12 protein-coding genes and 3 pseudogenes are annotated in these 16,191 nt (G+C 41.8%); 9 read left to right on the top strand and 6 right to left on the bottom strand.

Features of this window, described 5'->3' with window-relative positions:
• Positions 1-49 precede the first annotated feature (49 nt).
• The 3 genes from BXP28_RS22015 (at position 50) to BXP28_RS22025 (ending at position 4,398) form a co-directional block, all read left to right on the top strand.
• On the top strand, positions 50-1,273 hold the full coding sequence (locus BXP28_RS22015) for an IS256 family transposase (RefSeq protein WP_023483236.1): 1,224 nt from the start codon (positions 50-52) through the stop codon (positions 1,271-1,273).
• A gap of 88 nt (positions 1,274-1,361) precedes the next feature.
• Positions 1,362-1,871, top strand: coding sequence for a DUF3324 domain-containing protein (locus BXP28_RS22020; RefSeq protein ID WP_167552513.1), 510 nt, complete (start codon positions 1,362-1,364; stop codon positions 1,869-1,871).
• A 19-nt stretch (positions 1,872-1,890) separates the two neighbouring features.
• On the top strand, positions 1,891-4,398 hold the full coding sequence (locus BXP28_RS22025) for a pectate lyase-like adhesive domain-containing protein (protein WP_023482809.1): 2,508 nt from the start codon (positions 1,891-1,893) through the stop codon (positions 4,396-4,398).
• A gap of 922 nt (positions 4,399-5,320) precedes the next feature.
• Here BXP28_RS22025 and BXP28_RS22030 read toward each other — a convergent pair.
• The 4 genes and pseudogenes from BXP28_RS22030 to BXP28_RS22045 form a co-directional block, all read right to left on the bottom strand.
• Positions 5,321-5,565: pseudogene (locus BXP28_RS22030) on the bottom strand (transposase); the annotation flags it as partial.
• 173 nt (positions 5,566-5,738) lie between these two features.
• A complete protein-coding gene (locus BXP28_RS22035; protein WP_023482810.1) occupies positions 5,739-6,236 on the bottom strand; it encodes a hypothetical protein in 498 nt (165 codons plus the stop codon).
• Positions 6,237-6,350: 114 nt separating this feature from the next.
• Complete coding sequence (locus BXP28_RS22040) at positions 6,351-6,683, bottom strand: hypothetical protein (protein ID WP_023482811.1); 333 nt, start codon at positions 6,681-6,683, stop codon at positions 6,351-6,353.
• Positions 6,677-7,207, bottom strand: a complete 531-nt coding sequence (locus BXP28_RS22045; RefSeq protein ID WP_036657947.1) for a helix-turn-helix domain-containing protein — start codon at positions 7,205-7,207, stop codon at positions 6,677-6,679. Before BXP28_RS22045 ends, BXP28_RS22040 begins: the two co-directional genes overlap by 7 nt.
• Before the next feature lie 1,511 nt (positions 7,208-8,718).
• Here BXP28_RS22045 and BXP28_RS22050 point away from each other — a divergent pair.
• Positions 8,719-9,123: a hypothetical protein gene (locus tag BXP28_RS22050; RefSeq protein WP_036657948.1), complete on the top strand. Its 405-nt coding sequence runs from the start codon at positions 8,719-8,721 to the stop codon at positions 9,121-9,123.
• Positions 9,124-9,773: 650 nt separating this feature from the next.
• A complete protein-coding gene (locus BXP28_RS22055; protein WP_036657950.1) occupies positions 9,774-10,178 on the top strand; it encodes a MarR family transcriptional regulator in 405 nt (134 codons plus the stop codon).
• A gap of 10 nt (positions 10,179-10,188) precedes the next feature.
• Here the strand turns inward: BXP28_RS22055 and BXP28_RS22060 are convergent, their stop codons facing one another.
• Complete coding sequence (locus tag BXP28_RS22060) at positions 10,189-10,920, bottom strand: RluA family pseudouridine synthase (RefSeq protein ID WP_023482813.1); 732 nt, start codon at positions 10,918-10,920, stop codon at positions 10,189-10,191.
• Between the two features lie 3 nt (positions 10,921-10,923).
• Entirely contained in the window at positions 10,924-11,790 is an 867-nt protein-coding gene (locus BXP28_RS22065; protein WP_023482814.1) for a class I SAM-dependent methyltransferase, read from the bottom strand.
• A gap of 203 nt (positions 11,791-11,993) precedes the next feature.
• On the opposite strand from BXP28_RS22065, the pseudogene glgB reads away from it, so the two are divergent.
• The 4 genes and pseudogenes from glgB (at position 11,994) to glgD (ending at position 16,188) form a co-directional block, all read left to right on the top strand.
• Positions 11,994-13,928 (top strand): annotated as a pseudogene (glgB, locus tag BXP28_RS22070) (1,4-alpha-glucan branching protein GlgB).
• Positions 13,925-15,073 carry a glucose-1-phosphate adenylyltransferase gene (locus BXP28_RS22075; RefSeq protein ID WP_077585214.1) on the top strand — a complete coding sequence of 383 codons (1,149 nt, stop codon included), beginning with the start codon at positions 13,925-13,927 and terminating at the stop codon, positions 15,071-15,073. Before glgB ends, BXP28_RS22075 begins: the two are co-directional and overlap by 4 nt.
• A gap of 18 nt (positions 15,074-15,091) precedes the next feature.
• Positions 15,092-15,244 (top strand): annotated as a pseudogene (locus BXP28_RS24745) (glucose-1-phosphate adenylyltransferase subunit GlgD); the annotation flags it as partial.
• Between the two features lie 53 nt (positions 15,245-15,297).
• Positions 15,298-16,188, top strand: coding sequence for a glucose-1-phosphate adenylyltransferase subunit GlgD (gene glgD, locus BXP28_RS22080; protein WP_257125653.1), 891 nt, complete (start codon positions 15,298-15,300; stop codon positions 16,186-16,188).
• The last annotated feature ends 3 nt before the right edge of the window (positions 16,189-16,191 follow it).

Here is a 16,191-nt window from a genome sequence, read left to right on the forward strand (position 1 = left end):
TTAGAATAATGTTGGGACACAAAATTCTAAATATACGAGGTGTTATGAAATGGCTCAATACCAGATTAACGTAGATTCGCAGCTTTTGCATCAACTATTTTTGGGAAATTCTCAGGATGCGGGTGTAGCCAAGCTGCTCGAGTCTGTACTGAACCAAGTCTTACAAGCACAGGTGAGTGAACAAGTGGAAGCAGATCGTTATGAACGAACAGAGAATCGAAAAGCGTACCGGAATGGATCGTATCCACATGGGCTGCATACGCGGGTGGGAACCATTACACTAAGTGTTCCGCGCATCCGTGGCGGGAAGTTCACGACAGAGCTCTTTAGTCGTTACCAGAGAAGTGAACAAGCGTTAATCTTAGCGATGATGGAAATGGTCGTAAACGGCGTCTCTACGCGTAAAGTCTCGCAAGTAACCGAAGAACTCTGCGGAACCGAGTTTTCTAAATCCACTGTTTCAGACCTTTGTAAGCGGCTGGATCCCATCGTAACTGCTTGGAATAATCGAAGCCTGGCAGACAGCCTCTTTCCGTTTGTTCTCGTAGATGCGATGTATCTCAAGGTCCGTGAAGACGGTCGTGTACGCTCACGAGGCATCATGATTGCCATTGGTGTAAACACCGAGGGCTATCGTGAAGTCCTTGGCCTGATGCTGGGTGACACAGAATCTGAAGCAAGCTGGAGTGAGTTTTTCAGCTCTCTAAAAGGACGTGGATTACGAGGTGTGGATCTCATTACCTCCGACGATCATGGCGGCCTTGTACGCGCGGTACGGCAGCAGCTGCAAGGGGTAACATGGCAGCGATGCCAGACTCACTTCACGCGAAATGTATTAGAAGCCTCACCCAAAGCCTTGAAGGATGAGATCCATGGCCGTCTACGGTCGATTCTAGATGCTCCTGATACTGGAACGGCAAGGTTTTTATTAAAACAGACCTTAGCGGCTTATGAAGATAAGGCGGGTAAGGCGATGGGCGTGCTGGAAAGCGGATTTGACGATGCTACCGCCGTCTTAATGCTGCCAGAGCGTTACCGAAAACGGCTGCGCACGACAAATAGCGTTGAGCGTCTCAACGAAGAGGTTAGACGCCGGGAACGTGTCATTCGCATCTTCCCAAACCGTGAATCCGTGATTCGTCTTATTGGTGCTCTATTGATGGAACAGGATGAAAAATGGGCAGCCGGCAAGAAATATCTCGACATGACCGAGTACATGGAATGGCGGAAGGATCGGCCAAAGTCCGATGCCAAAGTGACTCGCATTATGTAGCACAGTCTAGCTGAGGGAATTTACACACAAATTTGGACTTGATCCCGGTAGTGTCAGGATAAGGAACGAATATGCCTATGTAGTGGGTGTGAAACTGACGGAAACAGAAAAATTGGTTAAGCCGGAACTTGAGTTAAAATATATACAACCTAAACTTGTTAATTACCGGACAACCGTTGTGGCCAATCTGCAAAATAGTAAAGCTGCTATTGTGGAAAATTTGAATGTGGATGCAGAAATCTTCAAAGAAGATTCCGGTCAAGTCTTACATAGTGCAAAAAAAGAAGGCATGACCATGGCCCCAAACTCTAATTTTGATTTTCCTATTAATTGGGAGAATGAACCACTTAAACCTGGAACGTATCGTCTAAAAATGAAAGCAGTTGCAGGGTATGAAAAATGGGAGTGGGATCAAACCTTCACCATTGGAGAGGATGCGGAAGTTTTAAACAATATGGCAGTTCAAACAAATATGGGTTCTATCAGGTGGTATTTTTATGGTGGGATTTTATTTTTTTTAGCTGCTAGTTTTGCATATTGGGTTTATATTTCAAAAAAAAGAAAGAGGACGGGAGACGATAATAATAATGTAAATTAAAGAATATAGGAGAGAAAAAATGAACCTATTCTCGAAAAAAATATTTAACTTTTTGCTTGTATTCTCTATTTTACTATCACAAGTTAGTTTTTTGCCAAATGCCATCGCTGAAGGAAATGTTGCTAATAAAAAATTAAAGATCGGTAATGTTCCCGCATTTGAATTACCAGAAGATAGTATCGTGGTTACAACATATGATGAATTAAAGTCAGCTATTGAGAGCGATAATGGAATCACGACTGTATATATGGGGGCAGATTTTAATTTGAGCGGCGGCATAGTAATTCCAAAATTCAAAAAAACAATAACATTATCGGGTAAAAATCCAAATACCGGGATTGTTCACACCTTAACTGAATCAATGAGCAGTGGTACAGATTCAAAACAGGTGATTAACCTTAGATCTAACGAAGGGCCCAAAGAGATACACGTAAAAGATATAACAATTATTGGTAAAAGTTATTATGGTCCAGTTCATGTGGAAAGTAGGGGTGTTACACTTACTTATGAAAATGTTACTTATACGGGACCACAATTGTGCCATAATATATATGGAAAAGCGAAATTCTTAGGGAATAACAATATTACCATTAAGCAGGTGGTTAGTGGTTCCGCACCTGCTCAAGAAGTTGCAGAAGCTCAAGACATTATTATTGGCGGGAATTTACGGGTTAGCCATAACAATAATAACGCTATGTTTTGGATGGGGCAGGGAAGCGGCTCACAAAATTCATTTACGGTACTGGAAGATGCAGATGTTGAAATATTGGCTCTAGGTAATGGAATGTTTTATAGAAATGGTTCCATTCCAGTTTCAATGACTATAGAAAAAAACGCAAAATTGAGTGTGATAACATCTGACCGGCTGTTCCGAAATAATGCAGGAGGTTCAATCAGTATAGCTGAAGGCGCAGATGTAATGTTTGAAAAAAATGGTGGGAATAATGAGCTGCTTTGGCTCTCTGGTGACTTAACAGTTGCAACAGGCGCCAGTTTAATAATGCAAAACAACAATACAAGGGGGAATCTAATCCAATTTGCAAGCAATGGAGCAAAAGCTGTTTTTGATAATCCACTCAGCGTCCTGCTTTATACAAAAGCAAGTGATAGGATGTTTAGCTGGAGTTCTGGTACAGGTCAAATTATTCTAAATTCAGAACTTGTAAACTACTGGAGAACAGCAGGTACAGGGGATCGTAACGATTTGCCTCTCTATCATTGGAATATGTCGGATGGGTCCAATGTAGCAGCAACCATTGGAACAAATGGGAGGACTACTAATATTATTTCAACCAATGCCGGTATATTAGCTAGTGAATTTGCGGTTGAATATGGGAAAGTTATTGCATTAGGACATTTAGATGTAACTATAAATCCGTTAACAGATGCTATGGATCATGTGACGGGTACTTCAACGCCAAATTCAAAAGTATTTATTGATTATACTGAGGGTGGAGTTGCAAAGGTGTTAGAAGGAATTACTGATATATCCGGAAATTATTCGATCCCGGTTCCAAATGGATTTATTAAACCTTATATTAAAGTGAAGGCAACTGCTAACTATGTATTTAAAACAAAGTCCACAGAAGAAATAATAGTTAGTGATGTAACACCTCCTACAGGTGATCCAATTACCCAAATTATCTCTCTTAATGAGCCTTTTCCTACAGATGTAACAAAACTCGTAGAAAATATCAAAGATCATTCGGATGGGACACCGGGGGCTGGAATCACTGCAACTTTGAAAACATTCCCCGACACTTCCGTATTTGGACCCACTACAGCTAAAGTTGAACTGAAAGATAAAGCTGGAAATTCAACTATAATGACAGTTCCTGTATTTATAAAAGATAGTAATACAGAAGCAAATTCTCAATATGCCTTACGAGCAAATCATTTTTCTATGGATATGGATGAGTTCAGCGGGCTCAATAAGGGTGAGATTAACACACTTATTTTGACTAAGTCAAAAGCAGAAGGCTGGGAGGTAGAAACGGGAAAAGATATAACTTCCCGGGTCACAGTAGAATCAACTGACTTGAATAATCAAATAGGAAGTTATCATGCTGTATTAAACTTAGGGAATATTAAACGAACAATTATAATCCAAGTTATAGGGACTTTAAAATTCAATAAAATTCAAAATGTATTAACTTTTCAAACAAGCACTTTAACAACAAAGGAAACAATCATTCCTAGAGATGAATGGAATATATCAGTTTCAGATACTAGAGGTACGGGTAGTAAATGGAAGTTAACAGCTTCCATTAGTCAGCCATTAACATCAACTAAGGATTCAAGTCATACTTTACCCAATGCTTTAGTATATGTTGATAGTAACGGGGTTGCACAAGCGTTAAATAGTAGTCCGTCCAAAGTTTATGAATATACAACTGGTTCAGATACAATTATTCCTATTGAGTGGAGTCCTGACAAAGGTTTACTATTGAAACTTGTTCCAACAGACGCTTATGCCTATGAAGAATATGCAACGACCATATATTGGACATTAAATGACGCACCATAATTATCAAAACTATAATCTATCGCCAACCAAATGTCATAAAAGGGGAAATCCCATATTTTTCCAAGTGCCAATTAGGAATGATACCCGCATGATAACTTTTAAGTTCCAAATTTGCTTTTGTATTTGGAACTTCGTTTATTCCGGGTCTGTCAAGATTTATATGTGTAAATTTTATTAAAAGTATTTCACCCGAGGGGGAAATCGTTTTTTTCCTTATCAGTAAGAGTACTTGGTACTTAAACCAAAACGAGCAGCTGATTGCATTTGGTTTCGTATTAAAGATAGGAGAGGGCTTATCACCATTGTTGGACCAGAGCCAGAATCACGCAATATTCTCGTGGATAGGAAGTATACTAAACTAAAATATATTCGTATTATGAGGTTAGCCAGCTTAATCTGGTTAACCTCGTTTTTTGTTTAACATAGCTGTAGCCGGGGAGAACGATAAAATATCTGGGTAATGAGCCCGTTATACAACCTGTTTATCTGGTTATAGTACAAACCATGATTAAGCTGGTTGAGACTATGATCTTGTATAACATGCGAAGCTATGGACGTGAATGGTTAGGGGATCCGGCAAAAATCACATTTAGGAGGATGTATGAGACCTGTATCGGTATTGATATATCCAAAGGAGAAAGTGAAGGGTTCATCTTTCTCTAAAGAAACAAGCCCTACGGTAAGTCTTTCCCTTTCAACATACTTATGAAGAAATCAATAAGTTGGCTGTCGAAATTACAAGAAGTAAAAGAACTGACAGGTTTAAAGCCTGCTGTAGTTTTAGAATCAACAGGACATTATCATCGAGGGCTTGTTGCCGTGCTGCAGAAAACGGGTTATGAGTCATTACTTTAAATCCGCTGATTTCACAGCCGACACGTAAATCCAAATTAAGGAAAGTAAAGACGGAGCAGAAGATCTAACGCGGGATATGAAGAGTTAGCGTACCTACACGTGTTGTGAGCTTATGTGGGTATGATCCATTCCGGTATTCCTTGCGTTCCTCTGCTCGTTCATAGCGTTCTGCATCCAATTGTTCTCTCGCCTGTGCTTGCAATACTTGGTTCAATACGGATTCCAGCAGCTTGGCTACACCAGCATCTTTACTATCTCCAATAATAATTGATGCAACATATATGAATCTACGTTAATCTGATATTGAGCCATTTTCAAATCCACCTCATTAGTTTGTTGTCTTAACAACTATATTCTACTTGAAGGGGGTGAACGTGGCTTTCCTCATTTATTCGAAGAAGCTATTATACACAATTATATGGACTCAAGAAAAAGACGGTATTTATTATTTTGAGGAAAAGAAAATATTATATGTGGAAAAAACACTATGGGAAGGTAGCTAAAAAGCTGGATAAATTTTCCCAATCCGTATTATTAGGGATATCATGCCATATAAAAATAGGAATGTTCTTATTTTTCAGGACCGGATAGATGCGATCTGAAATAATTAAATCAATTTCTTTTTCGATATCATTTATAATTTCAATCATCCCTGCATTTCGCTTTTTTATCATATTTCCCAAATCTTCTTCGAAGACAGTCCCATAAATGGAACTTACATACACTCTGATTTTTTTACCAAAAGAAGAATAATTAATGTATTTTTGAATTAAACATAAATATCTAGGGAAGAGAAGATCTCTTTTTTGGAATATTGGAGCCAATTTCTTGTTTTGTAATAATATATTATAGAAATCTTTAATTTTCTTCGAATAAAGCTGAAAATGGTTTATTAACTGTATGTTATTTTTATTGTCAAATAAAATGCTCGGACCATCAAATAAAACGGCATGAAAATGAAGGTGAAATAAATTACCGAACATTATACTATACTCTTCTACATTAAAATTGATGTTGAAAAATGAACAAAAAGTCTTAATCCAAACATTAGTTGCTTCCACATAACTTGCTTTGTGATGTTGAGTGAAAATAAGGAGCTAGCTTAGTCTTTCATCTGCTTTTGAATAATAAGCAAACGCATTTAGAACTGAAAAAAGAAAAAGAACTTCATTTTCCAGCTCCCTTTCATTTAAATTTCCCACATCTTTAAGAACGGGTATAAGCATATCTTTAAAGATAGGATATAACCAATTATTTTCTGATATTTGTCTATAAAGTTCCATCTCATCAATTAGCGCACCCAGTTTGATTCGGCTTATTGAAATTGCGAGCCAGCAAAGGAACATTTCTTGTTCTGAGATTGATAGCTTTTGGTTGATTATTTTCTCTATATCTTTTAATAAATATTTATAATCCTCCTTCTTCACCATTGGAAAGGGCCATTCCATTCCCCAATAAGAATTCCAATAAAATAAATAAAAAAATATCGAAACTGTTTTTCAGAGCCGACAAAAGTTGCTCTGGGTTTAGAGAGATAAAGGAGTTTGAATTTATTCAGCAGTGGTTTTAGTTGTTTAATTCTCCGATTCATCGTGGGATAACTAACATAATTTTTACTTGCAAAAGTATTAGTGTCTACATATCGTTGATGGAAAATATCGTTACATGCATTGAAAGTTAATGAATTTTTTAAATAATTAAGTTGTATTAGTTCTAAAGAAAAATATATTGACTTTTTTAAATATATGAACTTATTGTCTCTATTAATTATTTCAATATTATCCTTCCAAGATTCAAAATCAACTTTTAAACATTGAATCGTTTTTAATACAGTTCTGTCAGTGCATCCAAGATAGCTGCTTATCTCAATAATATTAAATTCTCTATTTTCAAGGCTCAGTAATTCCAAAAGCTTTATTTTTCGCAGCGCTAGTTTATCCATAAAAATTAGCATATTTACCACATCCTATATAGCCTTAAATACTCCAAAAGAGCACCCGGATTATATAATTACGTCTTCTTTCATATCCTCAAATTTTTGAAACAATTGCATTGTAATTCATAAGCTCCTCACCGTTTTTATTGAAAAACCATAAGGTCTGATCCGTTTAGAGGTGCTTACTGCATTTTGTCATAATTCTCATTCCCTAAATAATTAGCTGAATTTTGAGTTTGAGAGTTACAATTTATTTTACAGATTCAAGGTTAAAAAAATTTATCAAAAAAAATGTTTTTTAAAGAATTTTTTGATAGATTCCGGCAATTGCGTAAATCCTATAAGCGCTTGAATTTGTACTGTAAAGTGAGCCAAATGGTTCAATTTACAAATTATTAATGTTTCTATTAAATTATGAAAAAGTTAATATTTGTATGTGAATATAAACATCATTTTTCAAAATATATTATCAAAAAATGAATGAATCTTAGCTTTAAATGAACGTGTAATTTTGTGCTACCAGCAATATAATGACGATAACTAAAAATCTTTCGAAAAATTTTCTTCTACATCTAAAAAGCTGCTATTAATTCAAGTTTCTTACCGAATGAATTAATTTCATGCAAGAATGGAGGGGCTTTTAGCAGATATAGCTGTTTGATGAGCATAACTTATATAATGCAGATTAAAACTAAAAAAGGAGGTATCCTATGCAGGGGGCTATTATAACGATATTTGGCTATTGCCAATTATTTATTTATCTCTGTTTTTGCAGGAGTACTTTTAAATGTCTCGTTAAGGATACACAGGACTGTTAAATTAAGGGTAGATGCCAAAGCTATTAAAACAAAGGAGTTTTCACAATGAGTTTTATGTTCAAGCTTCTGGGCAGGGAAATTTAATTTCATCATTCCAATATCTTATATTATCATGGGAGCTGTGGCTGCTCTCTTTATTTTTGTGGAGCGTTACGGATTATAAGAAAAGAAAAAACTTTATGCAAAGCTTAAAGAAACCGTAGACACAAAAATATTTGAGGAAAGAAGTGAGCAGCTTGATTAGTAATATCCTTGTTTTTTTCTTCATAGTATCATGCATATGTAATGGGCTTTACTTCCTAGGGGTCACCTTATTATTGTTATTTCCGGCGGCACTACATGAGCGGAAAAGCATTATTCGGACGACATTGACATACATTTTTTCTTGTTGATCCCATGCCTTAATAAAGAAAAAGTTTATCGCCAAAACTATCTGTTATCACTAAACATGCCTAATACAACTTTGGTAGCAATCAATGACGGCTCAACTGATAATACGTTAGAAATACTCAATAGCATTAAATCTGAGCATTTACTGATCATCAATCGTTTCTTCCTGATTCTGGATATTAGAAGAGTTTGATTTTAGTTTGAGGCTATTACTGAAAGGATGGCGTACGGTTTACTACAGGATGAAATGGTATACCAACAGGGTGTGATTGGGTACAGAAACTATTAAGCAACGCACGGATGGGCACAAGGTGATATGCAATGCATGTTGACATACCTAAGATCTTAAAATCTAAATATCTTTCATTCTGGGGGAAAATAGAGGTAGTTTATTTTGTATTGTTACCTTGGATTACTTTGTTATCAACTGCAGTAATGATGATTTCATGGTTTCTTATATTAAATGCTTATTGGTTTAAAACAAGCAGTTTACATACAATCCTTGACACATATTTAAGTAGTGAACTGTTTGCCTTAATGGGGGTTATCTTCTTAAAAATTTATGTTCTTGGGTTGGTATTCTTTATTTTATACTGGCGTGATATAAAGGAAAGTTTGTTCCGTTGTTTATTAGCAGGTTTATTTTTTCCTGTCTATAATACATTGCAATTATCAGCAGTAGTATTTGCTATCATTAAACAGTGGTTTGGAAATAGGGGTTGGTAAAAGACAGATCGAGTTTAGAAAAACGTTTTCATTTTAGGTAAAGGCTTTATGGCATATTTGATCGAACGGGGTGCCGGGAATGGACTGCAATCGCTTTCGGGTATATATCCTGGTATTTTGCTTGACAGCGTGGTTTCGTAAGCAGACCTTCGTATATCGATGGAGGAGGGGAGATCCGGCATAGGATCCACCTCAAACCGAAACGTAGGCAGTTAAGCAGTTAGAGCACCAGATAAAACAATAACGCGCGGATTTATAATGCATTGACTGGCCAAGTATTGGCTATTTTTGTTTTACTAGGAATGGCCATTGCCGTTTTCGTACGCGGGAATGTGGATGGAAAACAATGGGGAAATGCCCGCTCCAGCGGAATAGAAGCCGGCCTTGTTTACATATGTTTCAAACTATTTGGTCTATGATGCTCCATATAGACATGTAATTGCCCTTACTTGGTAAAAATTATCCATGTCGAAAAATCTCTTCCTTTTTCTCTGCCAAAAAAACGGGAACCACGCGGACCTAACGCGAATGCTCCCGTTTCTTGTACTTAAATATTAATGGCGTTAACCTATCTTTCGCCATTTGGGACATGCTATACTGATGCATAAGGATAATTTTCCTAAATGATTCAAGTAACAGGAGTGATGGCAATGTATTCGAATGAATTTGCAAAATTTTGGTCCAAATTATCAAAAGAATTAAAGATGAAAATGGAAGATCAGTTGTCTCCTACCATCACAGAAGGCCAGCTGCATGTACTGGAACTGCTGAACCAGCAGGGCTGTATGAAACCATCGGACTTTATTGAATATTTGGAGACGACTCCGGCTGCCGTTACCACTTTGCTCGACCGGATGGAGCGGGGAGGGCTCATTAAACGTGTGCGTGACGAAAAAGACCGGCGTATTGTCTGGGTTCATGTAACGGATAAAGGAAAAGCGGAATGCAGCCGGGGCATCGAAATCCGGGATGAGCTCCTGAAATCGTACCTAAACCGCATATCCGCTCATAATCAGCAACTGTTCGTTTATTTGCTCGGCAAAGTAGCCGGTTAACATAGGCCGTCTAATCAAGCTTCAGCTTGGCGATTAGCTCCTTCCACAGGTACCACGGGTACGTGTCCGGAGGCGCTGCCGTGAAGCGCAGCGGCTCCTTCAGCGTCGGATGGCTGAACGCGAGCAGCGCCGACCACAGCGCGAGCTGCTGGCCGGGCTTGTTCCGCCCGGCGCCGTACCGCTGGTCGCCGTACAGCGGGCACCCTATCGCGGCTAACTGCACGCGAATCTGGTGAGGGCGCCCTGTGTGAAGCTTCACCTGGACCAGACTGAGCCCCTCGGCGTGGCCGAGGACACGGTAGTCCAGGATTGCTTCCTTGGCGCCCTCTGCACCTGGACGAACCACCAGGGCGGTGTTCGTCCTAGTATCCTTCCGCAGGTGGTGGCGCAGCGTCCCCTGCGGATCGGCGGGCTTTCCGTGAACGACGGCGAGGTACGTCTTGTCAAAAGCCCGCGTGCGGACCGCATCCGAAATCCGGGATGCGGCCTTGGATGTCTTGGCGAAGACCATGACTCCGCCGACAGGCCGGTCAAGCCGGTGGATGAGGCCCAGATAGACGTTGCCCGGCTTGCCGTACCGGTGTTTCAGATCCGCTTTAAGGACGCTGAGCAGATCCGGGTCACGGGAGCTGTCCTCCTGGGTGGGCATGTTGACCGGCTTCTCTACGACCAGCAGATGATTGTCTTCGAAGAGAACAGGGATGCTCCCGCCCCCGTCCGGTGCGTGCTTTGGTCCGGCCATCTCCTATGCCTCCCAGCGGCTCAGAATGCCGCATGGCAGTACCAGACCCGATTTTGTGATCGGCAGTCCGATTTCCCCGCTCGTAAGGCGACCGCCGTATCTTTTTTTCATCACCAGCGTCAGTACATTTTCAATCACCGTAGAAGAAATCCCCGTCGTGTAAGAGTTGACCAGCAGGAAGAGAGGGGTGTTCGATAAAATGGCCGTACAGGACTCAATAAACGGGTATAAATCGTTTTCCAGCTTCCATGTCTCCCCGTTCGGTCCGCGGCCGTAAGAAGGCGGGTCCATGATAATCGCATCATACTGATTGCCGCGCCGCTGTTCCCTCTGGACAAACTTAAACACATCATCCGTTATGAAGCGCACGTGGCGGTCGCCCAGACCGGACAACTGCTGGTTCTCCTTTGCCCACTGCACAACACCTTTGGATGCGTCTACATGTACCACGCTTGCACCGGCGTAAGCGCAGGCCACAGAAGCTCCGCCTGTATAGGCAAACAGATTCAGCACCTTAACCGGGCGTTCCGCCTGTTGGATTTTATGGATCATCCAGTCCCAGTTGGCCGCTTGTTCAGGAAACAGACCGGTGTGCTTGAACCCGGTTGGCTTGATATGAAAACGGAGTTTGTTGTCGTAAGAAACCGTCCAGCGTTCAGGAAGATCTTTGCGGAAGTCCCAGGAACCACCGCCGCTTGAACTGCGGTGATAGTGACCATCCGCCTTGCGCCACATGCCCCTATCCTGTTCGAGAGGCCAGATGATCTGAGGGTCCGGTCTCCGGAGGATATAGGAACCCCACCGCTCCAGCTTTTCACCCCCGCCTGTGTCTATTAATTCATAATCGCTCCATTTATCAGCTACGAACATGAGTAAATTACCTTCCTTATCTGTCTGTTCTACCTAAAGTTTTATTGTACAATAACCGCTTCCGGGAATCCAACGCAAATTAAAAAGAAATAAAATGCAGATAGGACCTTATATATAGAAGAAAGGGAGTTTTTCTTTTCAAAAGGATCAGGAAAATAGGAATAACGAGAGCCCTGATTATAAAGAGGGGGAGGAACAATCTGATGACAAAGCTGCTCCCTAGCCCTAAAGACCTGTACTTATATCGGGAAGGAACATTATTTTTCAGTTATTTGACTATGGGTGCTCATTTAGTGACAGAGCACGGACAAGAGGGAGTACGTTTTACCGTCTGGGCACCACATGCTGCTGAGGTAAGGGTAGCCGGTGACTTTAACGGATGGACAACCAAAGATCATCGGATGAAGCAAGCGGGTGATCCGGAAGTCTGGTCTTTATTTATACCCGGCGTGTCTGAGGGAGAACGGTACAAATTTGAAATACATACTGCGGACGGAAGGGTGCTTTTGAAAGCAGACCCTTATGCCTTTTACGCAGAGAAAAGGCCGGACACAGCTTCCCGCGTCTATAATTTGTACGGGTATGAATGGGGCGATAGTGACTATATCAAGCGAAAAAAGAAGGAGGCTCCCTACCAGCAGCCTTTATTGGTTTATGAAGTACATTTGGGAACCTGGAAAAGAAACGGAACGGGAGAGGATAGCGCATACTCGTACCGGGAACTGGCAGATAAACTGGTACCGTATGCAGCCCGAATGGGGTATACCCATTTGGAACTGATGCCGCTTGCCGAACATCCGTTTGACCGTTCATGGGGATACCAGGTTACGGGTTACTATGCAGTAACAAGCCGTTTCGGGACTCCTCATGATTTTATGTACTTTGTTGACAAGTGCCACCAGTATGGTGTCGGAGTCATTATGGACTGGGTTCCGGGACATTTTTGCAAGGATGACCATGGTTTAAGACAGTTTGACGGGGAACCTTTGTATGAATGCGAGAATCCTCTTATGGCGGAGAAGCCGGAATGGGGTACTTTGGCTTTTGATTTCGGCAAGCCTGAAGTGGTCAGCTTCCTGATTTCGAATGCCTTGTTCTGGATGGATATGTTTCATATCGATGGTCTGAGGGTAGATGCGGTGGCTCATATGCTCTATCTGAATTTTGGGAAACCTGAAAGCATGCGGACGACCAACAGCCTCGGCGGGGAGGAAAATCTGGAGGCTATTGCTTTTTTAAGAAAGCTCAATCAGGCGGTTTTTCATTATTTCCCGGAAGCGTTGATGATGGCGGAAGATTCAACGGACTGGCCGGACGTGACAAAGCCGGTATATGAAAGCGGCCTTGGATTTAATTATTAGTGGAACATGGGCTGGATGAACGACATGCTGTCCTATATGAAGCTGGACCCGATTCACCGCAGATACCACCATAATCTGATCACATTTTCACTCATGTACGCTTTTAACGAAAACTACATACTGCCTTTGTCACACGACGAGGTGGTCCATGGAAAAAGATCCCTCCTTCATAAAATGCCGGGGGATTATTGGCAGAAGTTTGCCAATTTGCGCCTGTTCTACGGATATATGATGGCCCATCCGGGTAAAAAGCTGCTTTTTATGGGCGGTGAATTCGGGCAATATGACGAATGGAAGGATGTGTCCGGGCTGGACTGGTTTTTACTTGACTACGAGTCACACCGGAGCATGCACCGTTATGTTAAAGAACTCAATGCGTTCTATTCGGGCGAACCGGCCTTTTGGGAGCAGGATCATAAGTCCGGCGGATTTCAATGGATCCATGCAGACGACCGGACAAAGAGTGTCGTTTCTTTTATCCGCAAGGGGAGCCGTAAACAGGATGAAATCATCGTGGTTTGTAATTTTACACCGGAAATTTATCAAAACTACCGGATTGGAATTTCGCAGCCGGGGAGGTACCGGGAAGTATGGAACAGCGACGCGCCATCTTATGGAGGTTCGGGAAAGGCCAATCATCACCAGATGAAAACTGATCCGATCCCCTGGAACGGCTTTCCATACAGTTTATCCTTGCTTGTACCGCCGCTTTCGGCTGTCTATCTCAAACGAACGGAGAGAAAACGGACCGCCGGGCAGAGGGGGGAAGAGATATGAAAAAAAAGGAATGCATAGCCATGCTTTTGGCTGGCGGAGAAGGCAGGAGACTCGGTATCCTTACCAAAAATCTGGCCAAACCCGCTGTTCATTTTGGCGGTAAGTACCGCATCATTGATTTCACGCTGAGCAACTGTACGAATTCAGGCATTCATACGGTTGGTGTGCTGACGCAATATCAGCCTCATGAACTTAATACGTATATCGGCATCGGTTCTCCATGGGATCTGGACAGAAAAGACGGGGGAGTAACGATTTTGTCCCCTTATATCAGGCAAAAGGGCGGGGATTGGTACAGCGGGACAGCCAACGCTATTTACCAGAATATAAACTTTATTGAACAGTACGACCCGGAGTATGTACTTATAATATCCGGCGACCATATTTATAAGATGGACTACGACAAACTGCTTCTTAATCATAAAAAAAGCGGGGCGGATGCGACCATTGCTGTGATTGAGGTGGACTGGAGGGAGGCCAGCCGCTTTGGCATCATGAATACAGATGAAACAGGCAGGATCGTCGAGTTCGATGAAAAGCCGAAAGAACCCAAAAGCAATCTGGCTTCAATGGGGGTCTATATGTTCACTTGGAAATCTTTGAAACTTTATCTGGAGCGGGATAAGCAGAATCCGCTTTCCAGTAATGACTTCGGCAAAGATATTATTCCGGCTATGCTGGAGGATAAGGTCAGGATGATGGCTTACTCCTTTGAAGGCTACTGGAAGGATGTGGGGACGATTCAAAGCTTATGGGAGGCTAATATGGATCTTCTGGATGAGGATAACGGCCTGGATCTGGATGATAAGCGCTCACGGATTTATTCGGTTAATCCTTATCAACCGGCTCAATATATCGCTTCCTCGGCGGAAGTGCGTGATTCCCTTGTGAACGAGGGGTGCTCGGTTTTCGGCAAAGTGGATCACTCTGTTTTGTTCTACGGTGTGAGGGTAGAAGAGAACGCCTATGTTCAGGATTCTGTCCTGATGCCCCATGTTTCGGTCGGGCGGAATGTGACTATCCGCAAAGCAATTATTGGAGAGCATACAGTCATTGAGGATGGGGCCGAGATCGGAGACGGTGAGGAAATCGTGTTGATAGGCAGCAATGAAACTATACGCGCCGTTTCACATATGAAGGGGTGAGAGCGAATGAAACAGTTAATGGGTGTCATTAATTTAGTCCATGAGCCGGATGATCTGGAAGAATTAACAATATACCGGAACACTGCCTGTGTACCCTTTGGAGGAAGATACCGTCTGATTGATTTCATGCTTTCGAACATGGTGAATTCAGGAATTGGGAACGTAGCCGTGTTTACCCATCATAAATACAGGTCTCTGATGGATCACTTAGGGTCAGGAAAAGAATGGGATCTAGACCGGAAAAGGGAGGCTTGTTTCTGCTCCCGTCCTTGGGTGATGGAAGTAATGGCACGGCCAGGGGAGATTTGTTCCAGCTTTATACTAACCGGGATTTTTTTTATCGTGGAAAAGAACAGCTGGTGCTCTTGGCAAGGAGCCATGTGGTCTGCAATATTCAGTTTGATGAGGCAGTCCGTTTCCATGAGGAGAAAAAAGCGGACATCACGATTATTTATAAAGAGATGGAACCTGATCCGAGTGCCAAATTTCATCGCCTGGCGGTACGGGGAGACGACCGCATTACGGTGATGGAGGACCAGTCAGGGCGGCTGCGGACCGATAATATTTCCTTAGAGATGTACATCATGAATAAGGAACTCTTTCTGGACATGGTGGAGTCAACGCTGGCAAGGGGCTACGATTACATAATAAGAGACGGGATTTTGAAGAACACCGATAAACTTGGGGTATACGGATACAGGTTTGACGGACATGCGGGGATCGTCACTTCTATCAATAGTTATTACAGACACAGCATGGAACTGCTTTGCCCGAATAATCTCCGGGATCTCTTTTTCCAAAATAAGCCGATTTATACGAAAATCAAGGATGAGCCTCCGGCCAAGCACATAAACGGATGCACCGTGAAAAATTCTCTGGTTGCCAACGGTTGTGTCATCAAAGGAACGGTCAAGAACAGTATTTTGTTCAGGGGGGTCCGGGTAGAGAAAGGGGCCGTGATCAAAAACAGTATTATCATGCAAAATTGCGTAATCCGCCAAAATGCAAAGATTGAAAACAGTATTTTGGATAAGGATGTGCTGATCAGTCCGGACCGGTCGCTTTGCGGAGACCAGCGTGCCCCTTTTGTGGCAGCCAAGACGAAGGTTATATAGACC

This window comes from Paenibacillus larvae subsp. larvae (genome assembly GCF_002003265.1).
Taxonomy (GTDB): Bacteria; Bacillota; Bacilli; order Paenibacillales; family NBRC-103111; genus Paenibacillus_H; species Paenibacillus_H larvae.